Origin of the sequence: Methylobacterium sp. WL1 (assembly GCF_008000895.1) — a bacterium.
In the GTDB taxonomy this organism is placed as follows: domain Bacteria; phylum Pseudomonadota; class Alphaproteobacteria; order Rhizobiales; family Beijerinckiaceae; genus Methylobacterium.
The window spans coordinates 410,519-429,424 of sequence record NZ_CP042823.1; the positions used below are offsets into that span (position 1 = coordinate 410,519).

An 18,906-nucleotide genomic window follows, 5' to 3' on the forward strand; every position below is an offset into this window, starting at 1 on the left:
CGCACGGTACGAATTTGACCGTGCGCTCGGGACAAATCAGGCCGCCTCGGCGACCTGGTCGGGACGGTCGAAGTCGATCGCCACGGGGAAGCGGGGCATGCCGTCCGGGGTCGGGGTGAAGAACCGCACCGTTACGGATGTGCCCACCAGCTCGCTGGCGCGGGCCAGGAGCGCCTTCGCCTGCTCGGCGGTGCCACGGATGCCGCCGCCGCACTCGCGACCGTCAGCGAGCTTGAAGCGGACGCGCTTGGCCAGGCCGGCCCAGTTGCCATTGCCGGCCTCGATCGCGACCAGCTCGAACTCCGCGGTCTCGAACTCCTTCCGCTTCAGCAGGTTCTTCGAGCGCTTGCGCTCGTACTCGCCGTCGAGCCGGACGATCTGGCCCTCGTAGCCGTCCTCCAGGTAGGTAGCGTAGGCCCGGTCGAGCTGCTCCTGCGACGTGACCTCGACGGTGGGGACCAGCACGATCTCCTTGGCCCCGAGGCTCTCGACGAACAGCTCCAGGGTGTTGAACCGCTGCCCGAAAGTCTTCCCCGGACGGTACAAATCGTACACATGGAACTGGGCAACAGAAGCCGCCTCAGCGATGTCTGCATCGGTCGGCTTCGACTTGCGCAGGACCGACATCAGCTTGTTGAAGTTGTCGTGCAGCTCGTGGTTATACAGCTCGCCGTCGATCTCCAGGTCCGGGGTGCTCACGAACGCCGGCGCCAGGATGGCGAAGATGTGCGGGCACGACAGGATCGGCTTGCCAGTCCGGCTCCACATGCCGTGGCGGTTCATCTTGCAGCGCATGCCGTCGAGCTTGGGCTGGGAGAAGCAGGCGCCCGGGAAGGTCTCGTACTTGTGGGCGAGCATCACCTTGCCACCGCTGTCGCGGACGTCATCCACGCCGCCAACCGTGAGCGAATAGTCCTTGTCGAGCTTCTTCCCCATCTCGGCCTCGGCCTCGAACAGCGCCTGCTCGGCAGCGGTCGGCTTCGACTTCGGGTTGCAGGTCGTCCAGCCGGAGGTGACGAGCTGGCCGCCGACGATGCCACTCTGCGAGCACCAGGCGCCGTCAGTCTGGTCGACCTGGTACTGCCAACTGCGGATGTTGCCGTTGGTGTCGCGCTTGTATATGCGAGGACCGTGCATGTTGATCTCCTAGAACCTGGCGAATTTGCCCGCGTGTTTCACTGCAGCTTCTTGGTAACAGGCAGATGCTTCTTGAGGCGTACGGAATGAACCGAGATAAGTTGATTTCTTGTCTATCCGTATCTTTGCAACCCAGCCGTGACGACCTCGAGTGACGCCTTTGAAGCCTGATTTATTTTGACCAAGCTTCCTGTTGTATTGGTTTTGCGACTTGGTAGCCTCCCGTAAATTCTCAATCCAGTTGTGACTTTTGACGGTGTCCTCGTGATCAATGTCCAGCGTGGGCCATTCACCGTAGGTCATGTACCAAGCCAGATGATGTTCTTTGTAGATCACACCATCAATTCGGATCTGCCGGTAGTCATTACTCGGCGTTCCTGCTCTCGCTCCGGCCTGTGCTCGACTACCTCGCGTCACCTTCCAGGTGAAGATCCCGGTGAGCGGATCATAAGCGAGCAGGTCATTGACCCGCGCCAGGTTCGGAGCAGCCTGCGTTCTACTCATGCCGCCTCCTTCATGCGGGTGCGCTGCTGCTTCAGGTACTCGACCACGTCGAGGATGCCCTGGTCGTCGAGGCGCTTGCCGGCGCGCTCTTTGCCGACCACGGCCGCTTCCGGCTCGAACAGCTCGATCTGTCCGCCGTAGGCCTTCTTCTCGTTCCACGGCTCAAAGGTCACGCCGATGGCCGGCGAGCTATCGAGCTTGCAGTTCTTGAAGATGTCACCGTGGTCGATCATGATCCGGTGCGCGTTCCTGATGAACGGCACCGCAAGATCCTGGTGAACCGACCAGACAAGCTCGTCGTGGATCGGGACCAGGAAGCGGAACTCGCGATTGGTCCAGCCGAGCGACTGGAAATACTGGATCGTGCGGACGATCGAGCGCTTCGCGAGGGTGGCGCACGTCCCCTGAATGAGGGCGTTCACCGTCTGGTTGCCGGCGCGCTTCTGGATCTTGCGCATGACCCAGCGGATGACCTGGTTGTAGTTCTCGGCCCCCAGCGTGGTGAGCATGAACTTGTCACACCAGTCCGAGGCCCAGAGGTTGGTGGCCTCATAGCGGACGTAGCGGTGGCCATCCGGCAGGGTGACGTAGCCGAGCGCGTTCACGTCCGAGATCTGCTGGACGCGCCAGGCCTCGGCCACCGGGAACTGCCCGCGGTAGGCCTCGGTGGCGTCGGCGGTCTTCTGCTGCGACCACCCGGCCCGCTCGCCGATCGTGGCCAGCCAGCCGGAGTAGAAGTAGTTGAAGTTCGCCTCCTTGCCGAAGACCGTCCGCCAGTAGCCGTAGGCCTTGGCGGCATCGAGCAGCTCGCCCTTCAGGTTGGTCATCAGGCGCGGCAGCCGATCCGCCTTGCCCTCGCTGGCCTTGAGCCAGTCCTGCCAGCTCGACATGCCCTTGAGCGTCTTGAACAGCTCCAGGTTCATGCCGGGGCAGTCGAGCGCGAGGAGCGCGGTGGCGGTGCCGGCGTGCAGATCCTGGTGCGGGATCTGTCCGAAGGCCTTTAAGAACTCCGGGTCACCGGAGAACTCGCCGATCTCCACCAGCTCCACGCCCGACCAGTCGAGCGAGCAGAGCAGGTGGTCGTCGTAGTCGCCGACGTAGAAGCCGCGGACGTAGGCGGCCTCGCCGCGCTTGCCGAGCTGCATGGCGTTCGGGAACGAACACGCCATCCGGCGGGTGGCCAGCATGCTGGTGACCTGCGGGTACATACGGCCCGTCTCCGGGTCGGTCAGCATCCCGTAGGGGGTGAGGAACAGCTTCATGCGCTGCTCGACGCCCGACAGCCGGTTCAGGCAGTCGACCACCTTCAGGGCGTAGCGGTTGTGGTAAACGGCGAAGGGCTCCAGGTCCTCGCGCGCCGGCTTCTCAGCCGCCTCGATCCGGGCCCAGCGCGCGTCGTTCTCCTCGAACACCACGCCCGCGGCCAGACCATCCTCGCCGCCCGCGCTCATGCGGATGGCCAGCTCGCCCTGCACGCCGTTGAAGGCATCGACCAGCTGGTCCTTGGTGAGGTGCTTGCCGTCCTTCAGCCGGTCGACGATGCGCCCGCGGGCCTCACCGTCCGACGCCACCTTGCCCTTCGACACCACGACGTGGCAGCCGAGCAGGTCGTAGAGCACTGACCGGACCGGCATGAAGTGGGAGAGGTTGACCCCCTTCAGGGTCTTCTCGTTGACGCCCTGCTCGGCCGCCCAGCCGTTGGTGACGGGGCCGCGGACCTGGAGCAGCTGCTGGTAGTCGTCCTCACTGTCAGGGGCGTCGAGCCAGGCTTGAACGCGGTCGCGATAGACCTGGGCGTTCTTCACGTACCAGCTCTCGTACTTCAGGAGCTGGGGGACGAGCGCGGTGGGCCAGTCGAACCAGCGTGCGGCCTCCTTCATCTCGCGGAGGATCTGCGAGGCGTTGGCCCGCTCGGCCTCCGTGCGCTGCCGGATGGCCGGGACGTTCACCCGCATGCCGTGGATGGCAATCGAAGAGAACACCTGGGGCATCACGTTCTCCTGGGTGAAGAACGTGTTGACCAGCGCGCTGCCGCCGTTGCGCAGCATGTAGGTGAGCAGCAGGCGGAACAGGCGGACGGCCCAGTACGCATCGTCGGCGCCGTAGGCGGCGACCTGCTCACCCGACACCATGCCCATGTGGGCCTCGCCGTCGAGCGTCTCCTCGAACGTCCGCATCTGGACGCCGAAGTGGGAGCGCACCGCCTGCTTCAAGCCGTAGCCGTAGGCGATCGAGGAGACGAAGCCGTTCCAGCTGAAGCTCGCTTTGCTGGACTTGCCGATGATCTTGAAGACCAGCTCGGTTAGGGCCGGCGACATCTCGCCGGTCTCCTTGTTCCAGCCGGTCGTGGATGCGTGGATGAGCTGGTTCACCAGCTGGCCGATGTCACCCTGGCCTGCGGCCTGCCAGGCATCCATCGAATAGGTGTCCGGGCCATAGGCCGAGACCGCCTGGGTCATCGTGCAGATGATCGACCCGGGACGGAAGTCGAAGTCGAGGGCCGCCTTGCAGACGGTCTGCTCGAAGGCGCTGTTGTGAGCTACGAAATACGCACCCTCGGGCAGGCTCTCCAGGAGGCTCTTCAGCAGCTCGACCGGCAGCCGGTTCTCCACATCACTGTGGCCGAAATTCACATAGTAAGCACGGTCGGGCGCCTCTTCCGAGTAGAACGACGCGCCGCAGATGACTGTCCGGCGCCAGTCGAACACAGTCTTGCTGGTCTTCGACTTGTAGCCTTCGTCATTATACTTACAGAAGCGATTGAGACCCTCGTGACGCTTGCTGTCCTCGGTCTCCAGATCGAAGCCGACGAACTCTGACCGCTGGATGAGAGCGCGGATCTCCTCGATCACCTCGGGGTTGCGGGCGTCCACCAGGACGGTGCGCGGCTCGACCGCGACTGGCTTGTGCATGTTCATTGGAAATGTCCCATGCTCTCGTTGGTGGGGAAGCGGCCCTCTCCGAAGGTCGCGACGACATAGGTATCGTATGCACGCGCCGCGTCGGCGGCTGTGTCGAATGTTCCCAAGTATTTGTACTTCTTGTCGACGACTATCTGTCCGGTAAACCGCTTGCCGTTCCGCATCACACCTTTGAAGCCCGTCGAATTTCGGCTCACTCTGTTCCGAGCGTTGGCGCCTTTATCCGTGTCGATGAGGTTCTCGTAGATGTTGTTGCTGGTGTTGCGGTCGTGGTGATCCACGATCCCCGCCGGCCACTCGCCTTTGACCAGGGCCACCGCGATGATGTGGCCGTAGTAGATCTTCGAGCTGATCTGGATCTGCAGGTAGCCGGCCGAGTTCCAGCTACCGGCCGGGGCGCCGGCCGGGATCCCGTAGTTGGGCGAGACCTTCCAGAAGATCTCACCCGTCTGCGGGTTGTAGTCGAGCAGCTCGCGCAGGCGGGCCACCGAGATGCGGGGACGCCTGGCCATCAGTGCATGAACCTCCGCAGCACGGCGTCGCCGGCCGCTGCGTTCTCGGTCCCGGTGGCGAGGTTTCGGTGCCAGTCGTCCGGCATCGGCAGGAAGCCGACGATCTGCCAGAAGGCGCGGAGCTGCTCGGCCTGGTCGGGCTCGCACATGCGGCCGGCCATCGCCTCCTTCACGCCGGCCTCGACGAACAGCGCCGGCCGGGGGCGGCCGTCGACCAGCTCCTGCATGGCGGCCTGGAGCAGGTCCGGCAGGCAGCGGGCGAAGGCCTTGCCGCCGAAGCCCGGCATCCCGGGGATCTTGTCCGAGGGATCGCCGCAGAGCGCCTTGAACAGGCGGATGTGGCAGGGCTCGACGAGCACGTCCTTGGTGTGGTCCGCCGGATCCATGACGATCTTGAGCGGCTTCACGTCGACCCGGACCCGGTCGCGTTGGAGCGCGAGCAGGTCGCGGTCGATGGTGTGGACCAGCACGTCCTGCGTGCTGCCGTAGGTGTCGCAGAGGTGGGCGATCACGTCGTCCGCCTCACGGCCCGGGACCGCCACCTGGATCGCCCGGGTGTGGGCGAGGGCGTCCCGGGTCAGGTCGATCAGGGCGCGCAGGCCGTCCGTCAGGGAGGAGGGGCGGTCCTTGTAGCCGGGGTAGATTGCCCGGCGGGCCTTGATCGAGCCGGTGCCCTCGAAGCACCACACGGCCACGTCACCGGGCCGGAGCTGGAGCATCTCGCTGAACACCGTCCTCGGCCCGCGGCCGAGGTGGTCCGTATCGAAGCGGCGCCGGAGCACGGCCATGCCGTCGAAGATCTGGATGCTCATCAGTAGTCGGTCCAGCGTGCGGGCGGCTGCCGGAAGCGCGCGTCCTGGCGCGCATCCAGGCGGCGCGCGGCGCCACGGCGCTCGACGAACTCGACGACACCCCACCAGATCAGGGCGCAGATGATGCTGACCGTGCCGGCGTAGAGGAAGAAGATGCCCAGCTTGGCCAGCAGCCAGCCGGTGAGCGGGACCGGCCAGGCGAGCAGGTAGGCCCAGGACCAGAGGTCGTCGCTCTCGAAGCGCGGGCTCAGTAGCCAGGCGTGGACCAGGGCGCCGACGCCCAGGTACTTCGCGACGCTGAACAGATGCCGCACCAGGGGGCGGCGGTTGAAATTGGCCTCCTGGCAGAGGGTGGTGAAGGTCTCACGGTCGACGGAGATCTGGGATGGCTTCTCGTTCTCGTTCACAGGGCACCTCGGTACGAAACGGACGGACAAAAAAGCCCGTGCCTCGGGCGAGACACGGGCTGGAAGTCAGGGCCTAGGCCCGGGTGGCGCTTAGGCGGCCTTCTTGCCGCTCTTGGCCGAGGCGGCCTCGTCGATCACCTCGTAGCCGAAGACGCCGTAGTCCTGGCCCGAGCCCTTCTTCGCGACCGCGACGAGCCGGACCGGGAACGCCTTCTCCGCACCGACCTTCGGGTACTGCTCCTTCAGGAAGGCGCCGAACGCCTTGGAGTTCATGTACGAGATCGAGAGGCCGACGATGGTGCCGGCCGGGACCGGGCCACCCTCCTTGCGGTTGTAGTCCTGGAGCAGCCGGACGGGCAGCTCGATCAGGTCGGACGGGTAGGAGTTGCCGTCCATCTTCTTGCCGTCCGCGATGACGGCGGACCAGTTCTGACGCGACCGGGCCTCGGTCACACCGTCCCAGGAGGTGAGGTACTGCACGCCCGAGGGCGTGTTCACGCGGAGGACGTAGCCGGCCTTGGCGTCCTTGAAGGCCATCTCGACCTCGATGGCGTCGTGGAGCTGCTTGTCCTTGCCGAAGCGGATGCCGAGGTCGGAGACGGAGAGGTAGACCTCGACGTTCATGGACGCGCTGTCCATGAAGTCCATCAGGGAGCGCGACTGCCCGGCGGCGACGGGGGCGCTGGCGGCCGGGGCAGCAGCCACGGCGGTCGAGGTGGCGGGGGTCTGGTCAGCGGCCTCGGAAGCGGCGGCGAGGGCGCGAGCGATAGCGTCGGTCATTTCAATTCCTAACTTGACTGGGACTTGGACTGGGAAATCGGTAGTACGTTTCTGACCACCGAGCATCGAGATAGAGGGAGATCTGCTAGTTGTCCAGACCCTCTACCGCGATTGGGGAGGCTGCGGCATTCTGTCCGTTTCGTACAGAGCTACCACGGCAAAGCGACACGACCGCGCTCGACCAGCGTGGCATCTTGCGACTTCCGCTTGGTGAGCCGCATGATGTGCTGGTCGATGCTGTCGGTGTAGGTGTAGACCTTGATGCGGAGCGCGGCCTGCCGGGCCTGGCGCATGGCGCGCTTGTAGGCCTGGAAGAACGCGGTGTCCTGGTAGTCCATGCTGACGAACAGCACGTCCTGGACCTCGCGGCGCCCGCAGAACTGCCAGTTGTAGCCGCAGTCGGCGACCTGCGGCGAGCCGATGATCGTGTCCAGCTCGCCCGACCGGAAGGCGCGATCGACCTTCGCCGCCTGGGCAGGGGTGACCTCGCCGTTGATGATGCCAGCGCGCCGGCCGGCGTGCGTGGCTGCGTCGAGCAATTGGCGCTGCTGCGGGACGAGGGCGGCGTACGCCAGCATCGGCCGGCCGAGCGCAGTCATCTTCTCGCAGTCGCTGATGAACTCGGACAGCTTGCCCGGGGTCTCACCCCGGCAGATGTCCACGGTGCCGATCCCGCCCTCCATCAGGTTCGGGAACACGTTCGGGTGCTCCATGATCTGGCGGGCCCGGGTGAACGCCACGCCGGGCTTGGTGCCGTCGATGAAGAAGTTCTCCAGCTCCAGGATCGCCTCGTCGCGGAAGCGATCGTAGGCCTGGCGCTGGCGCTCGTTCATCGCCGTGCGGTGGACCTCGACGACGATCTCCTCGGGCCCATGCACGTCGGTCCAGAGGCGCTTGATCGAGTGCTTGGAGAGGATCGCCTCCAGGCGGTCGAAATTGCAGTGGCCGGTGACCTTGCCGGTCCACGGATCCACGATGTCGTGCATCTGGCTGAAGGCCTCGGGCGTGCCATAGTAGCGGGGCTCGATGATCTGCAGCGCCGGGTAGATGGTGCTCGGCCGGCCGTTGTAGACGGTGCCGGTCATCGGCACGAACCACAGGTCGTCGCCACGCTGGCGGCACCAGCGATAGAGCGCCTGGGTGCGCCGGCTCTCGTGGCCGCCAAACGCCTTGTGCCACTCGTCGATGTCGATCCCCTTATAGTCGGCTGGGATGATGTCGGCGGTCAGCTCGAAGCGCTTGTAGCCCATGAGCAGGAGCTTCACCCGCGGGTCGGCGATGATCGCCGCGCACTCGGCGGCCGTGCCATCGACGATCGCGACCTCGCCCGGGGCCCACTCGCCCCAGAGCATGGCCTCGTCATAGTTCTTGTCGAGCAGCTTCTTGGGCTGCAGCCATAGGGATTTGTGACCGTGCTTATCCCAGCGGGCACGCTGGAGCACGCAGATGGTCGGCGTCTTGCCGGTGCCGGGCTCGCCGCCGTGGATCGTGCGGCGCTCCTTGAAGAACAGCCGCCCCAGATCCTGGATTTGGTCGGGTCGAAGTTCTCGATCTGACATGCTATGCTCCTAGATAGCTAGGGAGATAAAAATGGACTTGAATATAGTCAGCATACATAATCATGGTGATGCAGATAACGAATATGTACTCTTGAAGGCCAGCGCTGATATAGACTTAAAGCATTGGGCGCTATGCGATACTACTTACGTGTCAGACACAACAATCTCCAATACTCTGCGCCATTTTTACTGGTTCATATCCACCGAGGTAAGATCCGGAGAGTATGTTGTACTATTCACTAAGAAAGGTAAATACATAAAGGATAAAGATGTAAATAATAACGTGATGCACAAATTTTATTGGAATTCAAACCAAGCAATTTGGAATAATAGTGGTGATGCAGCTGTGCTGTTTAATATGCGAACTTGGGCAGTCAAAAGGGCGAGATGACCTCACTACTCTGGAACCAGGTCGGCCTCGACCGTGCCCGGCAGCGGCCCGCGACCGTGCCGGCGCGAGCGCTTCCCGCGGATCTTTTCGATGACGGCGGGATCCCACACGCGGGCCAGCTCGGTCTCGCCGCAGGCCAGCATGTCGTGGCCAGTGTACTCGGCCAGCACGGCGAGTGTGGTCGCGACACCGCCGAACTCCTGCGCCGGCACGCCGACCGGGCGGTCGAAGACGTAGTGGACGAGCTGCAGCGCTGCGTTGCGCCCCAACCCAAGCGACTGGGCCAGCTCCAGGCTCTCCTCGACGAAGCGAGCGACCCGCTCCTCGGTATCGGTGGGATCGTCCTTGGTGACCACATCGAGCCAAGCCTGGCAGCGGGCTTGGAAGGTGTCTTTGAGCTTCTCGACCTCGACGGCGATGCGTTCGAGCAGCTCGGCATAGCGTGGCAGGATACGGGGCACGATGTCCCGCGCCTTGCGGATCGCGGTCGCGAGCCTGGTCGGATCGTAGGGAACGGCGGTCATGGCTGCCTCCTGACGAGGTGATGGAGCTGGCGACGGCCTTCGGCCGCCCAGTCGTGGTCGGGGTCGAGACCCTCGGGGGTGAGGAGCGTGGCGCCGGGCAGCTTGATCGGCCCGGAGAGGATCAGGTTGCGGGAGCGCGGCAGGGCGGCCAGCGTCTCCATCTCGACCAGGTCGCTGGGCTCCAGGTCGGTGAGGACCTGCGGCGCGGCGTTGGTGAGGGTGAGCAGCGGCACGACGCGCTGCGCCTTCGGCCGCCTGAGCCCGAGCAGGCTTTCGATGATGCGGCCAGTCGATGGCGTCATCCGCACAAGCCGGTACAACCAGGCCTGGTCCTGCGGGCGGACATGGTAGAGGCCGCCGTCCTGGTCCGGGCTCATCGCCCGGACGAAAGGGTGATCGAGGATCGGGCCCGGCTCGGGTTGGCCGAGTTGGTGCGGACAGATTAGCCAGCGTGGGGCGACGATCTGGAAGGGGCTCGTGAGCCCCTCCAGGCGAGCGTTGAGGCACCGGGCGCCGGCCCGCTCGTGCAAGAAGACGAGGTTGTCGTGCCGATGGAGGCCGTAGCCCGGTGCCGGGATCATGCAACACCCTGAGTGGTAGAGGAGGACTGGAGGCGCCTCGCGAGGAACCGGGTCAGGCACTGCCTGGTGAGCGGGTCGACGCGCATGCGGTCGTTGGCGGGGTCCGCCATGGTGCTGAGCCGGCCGAGCAGATCGTTGAAGCGATGCTTGGACGGCAGCTTGTGGTGGACTTGGATCAGCTGGAAATAAGGTTTGAGGTCTACGATCATGCGGCTAGGTCCCTGTCGCGTGCTGCAGTGAGCAGCTCCTCCACGTTTATCTGGAGCAAGTCTGCGATCTTCTGGATCTCTGTTACTGTGAAATCGTGGTAACCCTGCTCCATGAGTGAGAGCTTGGCCCGGTTGGCGAAGGCGTGCTGCTTGCAGAACTCTTCGCTCTTCATCTCTGAGTTCAGCCGCGCCTCGGCGAGCTTGCGGCCGATGCGGACCTGGACCGGGCCGAGGATGGTCCGCTCCTGGTACTTCCGGTGGTAGTCGTGGCGCTGTCGTGGTCGTTGGGCGCGGCTGGCGTCGCGTTGCTTGCGCTCAGCCTCGGTCAGCGAGGCTGTGATGCGGGCCACATAGGTCCGCAGCGTGCTCTGCGTGTAGTTCGGCAATTCGTGGAAGATGTCATTGAGGCAATGACCCTTGAGGATCATCGCCTTGACGTTTTGTTTCGCGCTCATGCTTCAGCGAGCCTCCGGTCGATCATGCGCTTGCGCGTGCCGTGGGCCGGGAAGCCGACGATGACCCCACGGGGCCGGGCGCGAGAGCACAGGTTGCAGGTCGAGCAGGTGACCTGCTCGGCGTAGGTGGCCGGGCAGACCGCGATCTCGCGGCCGGCCGGGGTGCGGTGGCGGCCACGGCCGGCGTCGGACGGCAGGACCGTCACGACGCTCATGTCCGGGGCCTCATCGAGCAGGGCGTCCGCATGGGCCGCGCTGTCGGTGGAGCAGTTGATGTGGAAGCCGAGCTTCCGAGCTTCTCGGTACGTTTCGTACTGACGGCCGTGGGTAAAGACAATCGCCTCGCGACCGCCATTGGCGCGGGCCAGGGCAAGCACGTCGTCGTGCGCCGGCGGCAGGTCGCCAGCGGTGCCGTAGCGCCAGCGGATCCGCTTCGGCAGCGCGCGGATCAAGTGGCACAGCTGCTCCAGCGTGACCTGGTTGACGGCGGTGCCGGCGGTTAAGGAGCGCCAGAAGATCGAGCCCGGACCGTGCTCGGCGTAGCAGCCGGCACCGCGCAGGCCGCAGGAGGTGGGGCAGGTCGCGGCAGAGGCCATGACGGAAGGCATTGGTCCGAGCTTGCGGTTCTGGGATGCACGGCGGAAGTGGAAGAACATGGTGATCCTCGCGAGCTGGCGGTACGTTTCGGACCGCGGGATTTGGAGGTGTGTCGGCCGCTGGGCTAACGGCGCTTGCTTGGCCTACCTATTTTTTCTAGTCTCTTGTATTAGCTACAATTGAGGGGTCGAAGTGGATACAAATATACCGAACCCCGACGAACTTGAACAAACGGCACTCCGCATATACTTTGTCGCATTCCACCAAGTACTAAATATTATTGATGACCTATTGAATAAACATCAATTGCTTCGGGCTAAATTGGACGGACGATCAATAGTTGCCATTTCGGATGCCGAAAATTCCCGAACAACCGAAGATAACAGCGATGATATCGCAGAATACATTCGCTTGGCTCAGCCTGATTTGCAATTAAGCTACACTCTGATTCAGCAAAGTCAAGAACTTGGCCTAAAGTCTATTATCTGCAGAGAAAGCCCTTTTCTTCTTTTACTTGGTTCCGATGTTCGCAGCTGGGGGCACGACAAAGATTTTGCTGATCTGAGAACAATTGATGCGGGCGATTTAATAAAAGTCGTGAATGCCATAAAACCAAACAAACTTGATGAAAAATTTTCGAATACGTTCAACGCTCTGCGACGAGGCCGGAACAAAATCAGCCACCTGGGGCAATTCCGGGACCAGATTGATCCAATTTATCTGCTCGATATTTTGATCGATCAATATAGATCTCTCTATACCGATCGAACCTGGATCCAAGATTTATTATTGTTTGAAAGCTCCCATCGCCATACCATTTTTACCTCCGCCCACCTATCTGACCAGAATAGTGCTCTATCCACATACGCATCAGTCGAGGATGCAACCACTCTTGCACAGCAAAAATTCTTACTAGGGGCAAGCAAAAATTGCAAACTCTACCGCTGCCCCAAGTGTCATTCCGGTGATTATATGGGGTTAGAAATGGGTATTGGAAGGACCCTTGCAGTCGAACGGCGCTCAACCAAAGCAAGTTGTCTGATATGCCTCGAAGAATTCTCTATCAAATATAGGCAATGCATTTTCTGCCGTGAGCGCGTTGCTTTTATTGATAGAGGCGGCGACGAAGACATGTGTGGTTATTGTGGCGAGAAGTGGCGTGACCATCAGCCTTAACCTACTTTCCCCGCCCGGACACCGGGCGGGGTGCTGCGCCGGTCAGACCTCGTCGGCGAAGACGATGCGCTTGACGTAGCTGTTGAGGACGCCCTGCTCGCCGTCGTGCTCGGTCTGCAGGATCAGGCGGTAGTTGCAGCCCTCATCGACCCGGACAACCGGGTAGATGCCGGCCGGCGGCCAGCCGCCCTCGACGGTCTCGACCAGGTCGCCGACCTGGGCCAGGAGCGCCGGCTGCTCGACCAAAGCCTCCTCCCGCTCGTCTTCCTCCTCGGGTAGGTCGTCCGGCTCCTGCTCGTCCTCGACACCCTGGTCTTGATCGACCTCGTCGAGCGCGGCGTCGTTCGGCGCCGGGAGCTGCGAGCGGGGCGTGAGGACCGGGCGGCCGAGGATGGTGGCCGCGTAGTCCTCGTCCAGCTCGTCGATCACCTCGTAGGCGCAGATCCGCATCTTGGTGCCCTGGTAGGAGAAGGGCACGGAGACCACGTCGTGCGGCCACACGGCGATCAGCATGACCCGGTGCGCGTCCGAGCCGTAGTGGCTCTTCACGTAGTCCGGGGTGCCGACGTGCAGGCCGGTCGAGCAGCAGGCGTTCGGGTTGGCGTCGACCTTGTCCCGGTCCATGGCCGGCTTGTCGCCGATCATGTTTCGGAAGGTGCGGCCGGTGTGGCAGTCCATGTAGTCCTGGTTGACTGCCTTGTAGGCGACGAAGCGGCCGTCCTCCAGGAAGCCGAGCTGGCTCTTGTCGAGAAACACCGGCAGGCGCTCGATGGCGGCCTGGGTCGGGTTCTGCATGAGCGAGCCGAGCGCGTTCCAGAGCGGCGCGAAGGGCTCGCCGGCACGCTGGAACTCCAGAATGCGATCGACCCAGAGGCCGGTGAGCACCTGGCCCTTGAACACGATGTCCTGGCCGATGAACGTGATGGCGCCGTAGCTGTCGCGCAGCAGCGCCTTGCGAACGTCGACCAGCGCCATGAGGTGCTCGGCGTCGTGGTCGCCCGGGGCCTGCAGCAGCTTGCGGGCCTCGTCGAAGCGCTCGTGCTCGCGGGTCAGCGAGTAGGGCTTGCCCTTCACGAAGAAGGTCAGCGACTGGTTGCAGATGGTGAAGGGAAGACGAGCAAGCGAGGTCATAGCCATATCCTGTATGGTTGGTGGTACGAAATGGACAATGGAAGGCGGGCGCACCTGTCCCGTGGGACAGGTGCATTTGAGACTACTTGGCGATCAAACCGAAGTAGTGATCGATGGCCTTTTGACCTTCCTTTGTGAAGGTATAGCCGCCGTAACCGTGCCGGGCGTACTGCTGCCACTCGTTGTTGTTGAGGATCAGCGGCAGCATCGGATGGGTCTTCACGACGGCGTACCAGGCGTTCCGAACCGGCAGGGTCGGATCCTTGGCGACCGTCTTGAGATCGGTGCCGGTCAGTTCGAGGAGCACGGCCGCCAGGCGGTCGTGATCGTTGTCGTCGCGGACCAGGGTCTCACGAGCCTTCGACAGCGCGATCATCTCGTAGAAGGCGTCGCGCAGCTGCTGCGGAGCCATGCCGAGATCGACCTTGCGGTCGCGGATCTGGCGCAGCAGCTGCGGGAAGCTGCTGTCGTTCCAGGGGATCGTCGGGGCGACCTGGGTCGGGTCGATCGCCTCGTCGAGCAACTCGACCAGGTGGTCTCCAAGGGAGATCCAATGGTCCAGCGGAGCCTCGTCCTCGCCCAGCACGACGCAGGTCATGCCGCTGCCGATCTTGTCTTCGAGGCCGTTCTTGCGCATCCGCCGCAGGATGCTCAGCAGCGGGTCGTTGTAGCGGTCGTTGAACTCACGGGTCTCACCCTCGAAGGACAGGGTGTAGGTGAGCTTCTTCCCGCGGCCGGCGATCCGCACGTAGAGCAGCTCGTCGTCGTGATCGACCAGCTCCTGCCAGGTGGCGCAGGACGCCAGGTCCATGACCTTGCGGCGCTTGACGCTCTCGGGCCGCTTCTCCCGCTTGCCACGCTCCTGCTTCGGCAGCTTGATGTCGTCGAGCAGGACGTAGTCCGGGTTGCCCATCCGCTGCAGGGCGTAGGGCAGCTCGGGACGCTTGCACCGGACCCACAGCAGCTTCTGGTCGATGAGGCCAGCCAGCTCCAGGCGCTCCAGGGAGCGGCTGGTGTTGTGCTGAATGACGATCGTGCGATCCTGCAGCTCGGCCGGGTTGATGGTCCAGTCCGCCTTGAACGGCACCGGGGCGCCCGGGAAGGTGTTCCGGCCGCGCATCTCCGGCCATTTGGCCGCCTTCACGCAGCCGCTCGGGAACAGCTCGTCCTCGAAGCTGAAGCCGCGCCAGCCCAGCTCGCGGGCGACGTACCACTGGTTGCCGGGCAGCGTGCTGGCGATGTCGGTCGCCTTCCAGCGCGCCTGGAAGTAGGTATCGCAGGCGTCGATCTGAGCCTTGGCCGACCGGGTCCAGTCGACCTTGTAGGCGTCGAACAGCGCCTGCAGCCCGGACTGGGTGCGGTCGTCGTACTGCAGGTTCTCACGCGAGGCGGACACCGAGATGGTGCCGATCTTGGCCTCGAACACGATGCAGGTCCCGGCGTCGATCATGTTCGTCGAGGGCATGTTGTAGGGGTCGATCGGGTACATGACCGGGCCGAGCATGACCTGCGGGCCGTCGAACGGCACGCTCTCCTTGCGGTAGACGGTCCAGCCATCGCCCTTGCTCAGCACCCGCGGAGTGCCGAAGTCGACGGCCGGGGTGATGACCGGCCGGGGGTGGAACGACCACAGCACGGCCTTGGCGTGCTCGTGGAAGCGGTTGATGTCGCTCTCGCGGACCGGGAAGGAGATCTCCAGGCCGGTGCCGCGATCCTCGGCATCGAGCACCCACTCACCCAGGAACGAGATCTGGATTTTGCCGGCTTCGGACACGCCGATCGAGTAGACCCGGCGGAACCCGCGGAAGCGGGAGATGACGGTGAAGGAGCCGGCGCCGTCCGAGCGCATGAGGTAGGCGAGCGCGGCCTTCGAGCCGAAGCCCCAGCCGCCCACGGCGTCATCGTCGCCGTCCTTCGTGCTCTCGCCGATCTTGGCGTACTTGTTCATCATGAACGAGTGCGGCAGGCCCGGCCCGAAGTCGCGGATCGTATACTGCGGGTTGAAGCGGGTCGGCAGCTCGATCTCGAACGGCTTCTTGGGGGGCGACACCTCCCAGGCGTTCGTGGCGTATTCCCGGACCGGGTAGACGATCTTGTCGGACACCATGCCGGTGAGCAGGGCGTAGACGATCTTCGCGTCGCCGCCGACGCCGGTCTGTTTGACCTGTTGCGCGCCTTCGCCAACGGTCTCGTTGAGAGCATGAACCATACGCATTGGAGATCTCCTGAGAGCTGAGTGGTACGTTTCGTACCGCTTGGGGTCAACACAAATCAGTGCTGATGTATGGGTTATTTGCAGTTGACGGTCAGATTTCGACCGTATCTAATGCGGCGCGCCGCGCTTTGAGTTCGCGGAGAGCCTGGTTGCGAGCGAACAGCGCCAGTCTTTGGTCGCGCGGAGCCTCGGGCTTATTTGCCCCTTGCTCGCGTAACTCTGCGATGTTGCGGGAAATGCGGCGGATATAGTTCTCGCACTCTTCGAGTGTTTCGACATCCGCCGCCGTCTTCGTGCGAGCACGGTCGATCCAGAAGACCTGCGCTTTACCCAAGACCGTCCCCATCTCGATACGTGATCGGGAAGACCGCGCGGACGCCCTGGAGCGACGCACGGGCTTCCGCCTCGGTGTCGAACAGATACAGGAACAGCCCGCGCTCCGCAGCATACTCCTTGCCGCCGACGACCTGCTTGCCGGCCTCGTTGAGCTTGCGGTCGTACATCCGCAGCCACTTCGTGACCTCGGGGTTCACCTCGAACACGTCGATCGCCCACTCGTTTCTCTCGCTGACCCGGCCGTTCTTGAGCCGGATCCCGGTCGAGCGCTCATCCTCGATCTGGATCAGCAGCTGGCCGGTGCCGTCGAGGTCCCAGTCCAGGATCTGGACGGCGCGGCCGTCCCGGGTCCGGTACTCGCGCCCGGGGCGCAGGGTGCGGGACACGTACTGGGTGTCCTCCGGCCGGCGGGCGATGATGTTCTCGCCGGGCACGCCGTCAAGGGTGATGTCGTGGACGGAGATCACGCCGGTCTGCAGGTCCTCGACCGAGAAGACGGTCGCGGTGCTCTCCTGGTCCATGATCTCGGTGGCGAAGCAGGCGGCCTCATGTGGAGAGGCGGCGTCGATCTCGACGGCCCAGTCGACGCGGAAGCGCTTGGGCTGGGTGGGGAGGGGGGTGTGTGCGTTCATGACTGTTCCTGTCAGGCTGTACCGTCACGGACGGCGATGAGCGCGTCGATCACGTCGTCGAGCGCGGTGAAGGGGACGGAGAGGCGGGCGGCGCCGGAGCGCCGGCCCTTGGAGACGAGGGCGGTGAGGTGAGCCTCGCCGCCCCACGCCTCGACGATGATGCCGTGGCCCTGCATCACCCCGTTGCGGCCGTAGTGGCCGCTCTCGGTCGGGCGAGCGAAGGGGCAGATCTGTTGGTGGGGGCGCTTAGCCATGGTCGTGCGCCCCGTGGACCGCGTCGTAGAGCGCGGCCTGCTGCGCGGCGGTGAGCTGGGCGAGCACGCAGCGCTCGCGCTTGGTCACGGCCTCGTGGATCCGGTAGCTCGGCGGCCAGCCCGGATCGCCGCCGTAGAGCGGGTTGTAGAAGGGCGCGCAGCCCGGGATGCGGTCGTATTCGATGGCGAGGCAGTGCTCGCCGGTGGGGTCGCGCGGGTCGGCGACCGTGGTGCGGTGGGTCATCGTCGTTCCTCGTGAGCTGGGCCACGGTACGAAGCGTACCGTGGCCATATCCGATATGTCTGTCGGATCAGGGGGTTAGGGTTAGAACCCGAAGACGTTGCCGAGCGACTGGAGGACCCAGGCGTTCAGGCCACAGATCAGGGCGGCGAAGCCGGTGCCGGCCCAGAGCCTGGTGCCAAGCTCGCTGTCGCCGAAGGCTGTGCCGGCGATGCCGAGCAGCAGGAAGGCGTTGGACAAGGCCCAAGCCGCGTAGCTGAGCGCCAGGATGATGCTCACGCGGCGGCGGCCTTCTTCCGGGGCGCCCGCTTCGACTTCGGCAGCGCCTCGATACGGGCGGCGGCCTCCTCGTTCTGAGCGGGCGTCGGGTGGTTGGAGAACCGGGCGACGACGCTCGGGTGCTGGTGGAGGTGCGCGCCCTGGCGCTTGCGGCGCTCGGCGGGGCGGGAGCCGGCGAGGTCACAGCCGGCGTGGCCGGTGGAGGAGCGGCGGCGCTTGGTCACGCGCTCGATGTGGTTCAGCCGGTCCTGGGTCGGAACCCGGTGCTGGCGCTTGCGGATCTCGGCCTGGGCGAAGAACCCGTAGAGGAGGGTGCCGGCGACCGAGTAGGGGGATGGGCCCCCGCTCTCGCCCTTCTTACGACGCGGCTTCTGGGACACGGGCATGGGTGCTCTCCGATGCTTTGCGCGCTTCAGGCGCAGGGCGGTGATGGGGTTGAGTGCGGTCATGCCGGGCACTGCTCGATGCACCGGCGGGCGACCGCGGCCGACACCTCGCGCCCGGTGAGACCGAGCGCGGGGATCCCGCTGTAGACGGCGTCGATCAGGCCGACGCCGACGTGGTTCGGGTACAGCTCCGCGAAGGCGTCGCTGGCCCGCTCCATCATGACCTGCTCCAGCTCCTCGAAGCCGTGCTTGGTCGGGCGCTCCTCGCCGATCTCGGCCATGAGCGTCGTGAAGAAGGAGTGGTTGCTGTCGGCGAGGCCGCGGGCGGCGGCCGACAGGATCTCATGATGGCTGCGCATGGTACGTTTCGGACCCTCAGTTGCGGACAAGCGTCAGGAATGGACGCCCTGTCCGCGGGGGAGGGGGCGCCGGGCGATACTGCGGCTGCGATGGTTGGAGATACCGGGCCAGCCGGGCCTCACGCTTCTCCAGCGCGATGACCACGCCCAGGATCACCAGGGCGACGGACATCGGGCCGAAGAGCAGCACGAGGAAGGTGGCGGTGAGCTGGCTCACAGGGTCAGAGCCAGCGCCTTGTAGGCGGCGTAGGAGTGATCGCGCGGATCGGCGTGCGGGTCGCGCTCGCGAGGATCCGCGCTGGTTGGCGGGCGCCGGCGCGAGCGAGCGTCGGTCGGGTGGAACGGCCGGGAGACGCCGTTGCGGATGACAGTGCCGTCTTCGGTAACGATCTGTGCCATAAGGGTTTTCCTGGGTATGTGGTACGTTTTGTACCGTGCTATGCGAGCAAATGCCCGCCCCGGGACAAGCCGTTCTTGCCACGGATCCCGGTGGTACGTAAAGGACCAT

The 18,906-nt window shown here is 64.3% G+C and carries 25 protein-coding genes; 1 reads left to right on the plus strand and 24 read right to left on the minus strand.

The window, feature by feature from the left end:
- Window positions 1-36: 36 nt before the first annotated feature.
- The 13 genes from FVA80_RS02260 to FVA80_RS02320 all read right to left on the minus strand — a co-directional run bounded on the left by FVA80_RS02260 (window position 37) and on the right by FVA80_RS02320 (window position 11,388).
- Window positions 37-1,137: a hypothetical protein gene (locus tag FVA80_RS02260; protein ID WP_147905618.1), complete on the minus strand. Its 1,101-nt coding sequence runs from the start codon at window positions 1,135-1,137 to the stop codon at window positions 37-39.
- Window positions 1,138-1,146: 9 nt separating this feature from the next.
- Window positions 1,147-1,641, minus strand: coding sequence for an HNH endonuclease (locus FVA80_RS02265; protein WP_147905619.1), 495 nt, complete (start codon window positions 1,639-1,641; stop codon window positions 1,147-1,149).
- A complete protein-coding gene (locus tag FVA80_RS02270; protein WP_147905620.1) occupies window positions 1,638-4,559 on the minus strand; it encodes a DNA polymerase in 2,922 nt (973 codons plus the stop codon). Before FVA80_RS02270 ends, FVA80_RS02265 begins: the two co-directional genes overlap by 4 nt.
- The gene (locus FVA80_RS02275; protein ID WP_147905621.1) at window positions 4,556-5,074 is read right to left on the minus strand and encodes an HNH endonuclease; all 519 of its coding nucleotides are present in this window, start codon (window positions 5,072-5,074) and stop codon (window positions 4,556-4,558) included. The genes FVA80_RS02270 and FVA80_RS02275 overlap by 4 nt, the downstream gene beginning before the upstream one ends.
- The gene (locus FVA80_RS02280; protein ID WP_147905622.1) at window positions 5,074-5,886 is read right to left on the minus strand and encodes a hypothetical protein; all 813 of its coding nucleotides are present in this window, start codon (window positions 5,884-5,886) and stop codon (window positions 5,074-5,076) included. Before FVA80_RS02280 ends, FVA80_RS02275 begins: the two co-directional genes overlap by 1 nt.
- Entirely contained in the window at window positions 5,886-6,293 is a 408-nt protein-coding gene (locus FVA80_RS02285; protein WP_147905623.1) for a hypothetical protein, read from the minus strand. The genes FVA80_RS02280 and FVA80_RS02285 overlap by 1 nt, the downstream gene beginning before the upstream one ends.
- Window positions 6,294-6,383: 90 nt before the next feature.
- Complete coding sequence (locus tag FVA80_RS02290; RefSeq protein ID WP_147905624.1) at window positions 6,384-7,073, minus strand: hypothetical protein; 690 nt, start codon at window positions 7,071-7,073, stop codon at window positions 6,384-6,386.
- A 149-nt stretch (window positions 7,074-7,222) separates the two neighbouring features.
- Window positions 7,223-8,632: a hypothetical protein gene (locus tag FVA80_RS02295; RefSeq protein ID WP_147905625.1), complete on the minus strand. Its 1,410-nt coding sequence runs from the start codon at window positions 8,630-8,632 to the stop codon at window positions 7,223-7,225.
- A 396-nt stretch (window positions 8,633-9,028) separates the two neighbouring features.
- Complete coding sequence (locus FVA80_RS02300) at window positions 9,029-9,547, minus strand: hypothetical protein (RefSeq protein ID WP_147905626.1); 519 nt, start codon at window positions 9,545-9,547, stop codon at window positions 9,029-9,031.
- Window positions 9,544-10,128: a hypothetical protein gene (locus tag FVA80_RS02305; protein ID WP_147905627.1), complete on the minus strand. Its 585-nt coding sequence runs from the start codon at window positions 10,126-10,128 to the stop codon at window positions 9,544-9,546. Before FVA80_RS02305 ends, FVA80_RS02300 begins: the two co-directional genes overlap by 4 nt.
- The gene (locus FVA80_RS02310; protein WP_147905628.1) at window positions 10,125-10,337 is read right to left on the minus strand and encodes a hypothetical protein; all 213 of its coding nucleotides are present in this window, start codon (window positions 10,335-10,337) and stop codon (window positions 10,125-10,127) included. Before FVA80_RS02310 ends, FVA80_RS02305 begins: the two co-directional genes overlap by 4 nt.
- The gene (locus FVA80_RS02315) at window positions 10,334-10,792 is read right to left on the minus strand and encodes a hypothetical protein (RefSeq protein WP_147905629.1); all 459 of its coding nucleotides are present in this window, start codon (window positions 10,790-10,792) and stop codon (window positions 10,334-10,336) included. The genes FVA80_RS02310 and FVA80_RS02315 overlap by 4 nt, the downstream gene beginning before the upstream one ends.
- A complete protein-coding gene (locus FVA80_RS02320) occupies window positions 10,789-11,388 on the minus strand; it encodes a hypothetical protein (RefSeq protein WP_147905630.1) in 600 nt (199 codons plus the stop codon). Before FVA80_RS02320 ends, FVA80_RS02315 begins: the two co-directional genes overlap by 4 nt.
- A 193-nt stretch (window positions 11,389-11,581) precedes the next feature.
- On the opposite strand from FVA80_RS02320, the gene FVA80_RS02325 reads away from it, so the two are divergent.
- On the plus strand, window positions 11,582-12,565 hold the full coding sequence (locus tag FVA80_RS02325) for a hypothetical protein (RefSeq protein WP_147905631.1): 984 nt from the start codon (window positions 11,582-11,584) through the stop codon (window positions 12,563-12,565).
- A 42-nt stretch (window positions 12,566-12,607) separates the two neighbouring features.
- Here FVA80_RS02325 and FVA80_RS02330 read toward each other — a convergent pair whose 3' ends face one another.
- From FVA80_RS02330 to FVA80_RS02380, 11 genes are all read right to left on the minus strand, one after another.
- Window positions 12,608-13,696, minus strand: coding sequence for a hypothetical protein (locus FVA80_RS02330; RefSeq protein ID WP_147905632.1), 1,089 nt, complete (start codon window positions 13,694-13,696; stop codon window positions 12,608-12,610).
- A gap of 82 nt (window positions 13,697-13,778) precedes the next feature.
- Entirely contained in the window at window positions 13,779-15,911 is a 2,133-nt protein-coding gene (locus tag FVA80_RS02335) for a hypothetical protein (protein WP_147905633.1), read from the minus strand.
- Window positions 15,912-16,002: 91 nt separating this feature from the next.
- Window positions 16,003-16,245 (minus strand): hypothetical protein, encoded by a 243-nt coding sequence (locus FVA80_RS02340; protein ID WP_147957776.1) that lies wholly within the window; start codon window positions 16,243-16,245, stop codon window positions 16,003-16,005.
- Window positions 16,238-16,879 (minus strand): hypothetical protein, encoded by a 642-nt coding sequence (locus FVA80_RS02345; RefSeq protein ID WP_147905635.1) that lies wholly within the window; start codon window positions 16,877-16,879, stop codon window positions 16,238-16,240. The genes FVA80_RS02340 and FVA80_RS02345 overlap by 8 nt, the downstream gene beginning before the upstream one ends.
- Window positions 16,880-16,890: 11 nt before the next feature.
- Window positions 16,891-17,133, minus strand: coding sequence for a hypothetical protein (locus FVA80_RS02350; protein ID WP_147905636.1), 243 nt, complete (start codon window positions 17,131-17,133; stop codon window positions 16,891-16,893).
- Window positions 17,126-17,377, minus strand: coding sequence for a hypothetical protein (locus tag FVA80_RS02355; protein ID WP_147905637.1), 252 nt, complete (start codon window positions 17,375-17,377; stop codon window positions 17,126-17,128). Before FVA80_RS02355 ends, FVA80_RS02350 begins: the two co-directional genes overlap by 8 nt.
- An 81-nt stretch (window positions 17,378-17,458) precedes the next feature.
- Window positions 17,459-17,653 (minus strand): hypothetical protein, encoded by a 195-nt coding sequence (locus FVA80_RS02360; RefSeq protein WP_147905638.1) that lies wholly within the window; start codon window positions 17,651-17,653, stop codon window positions 17,459-17,461.
- On the minus strand, window positions 17,650-18,039 hold the full coding sequence (locus tag FVA80_RS02365; protein WP_147905639.1) for a hypothetical protein: 390 nt from the start codon (window positions 18,037-18,039) through the stop codon (window positions 17,650-17,652). The genes FVA80_RS02360 and FVA80_RS02365 overlap by 4 nt, the downstream gene beginning before the upstream one ends.
- 59 nt (window positions 18,040-18,098) lie before the next feature.
- Window positions 18,099-18,398: a hypothetical protein gene (locus FVA80_RS02370; protein WP_147905640.1), complete on the minus strand. Its 300-nt coding sequence runs from the start codon at window positions 18,396-18,398 to the stop codon at window positions 18,099-18,101.
- Window positions 18,399-18,414: 16 nt separating this feature from the next.
- Window positions 18,415-18,615 carry a hypothetical protein gene (locus FVA80_RS02375; RefSeq protein WP_147905641.1) on the minus strand — a complete coding sequence of 67 codons (201 nt, stop codon included), beginning with the start codon at window positions 18,613-18,615 and terminating at the stop codon, window positions 18,415-18,417.
- Window positions 18,612-18,797, minus strand: a complete 186-nt coding sequence (locus FVA80_RS02380; protein ID WP_147905642.1) for a hypothetical protein — start codon at window positions 18,795-18,797, stop codon at window positions 18,612-18,614. Before FVA80_RS02380 ends, FVA80_RS02375 begins: the two co-directional genes overlap by 4 nt.
- Window positions 18,798-18,906: the final 109 nt, after the last annotated feature.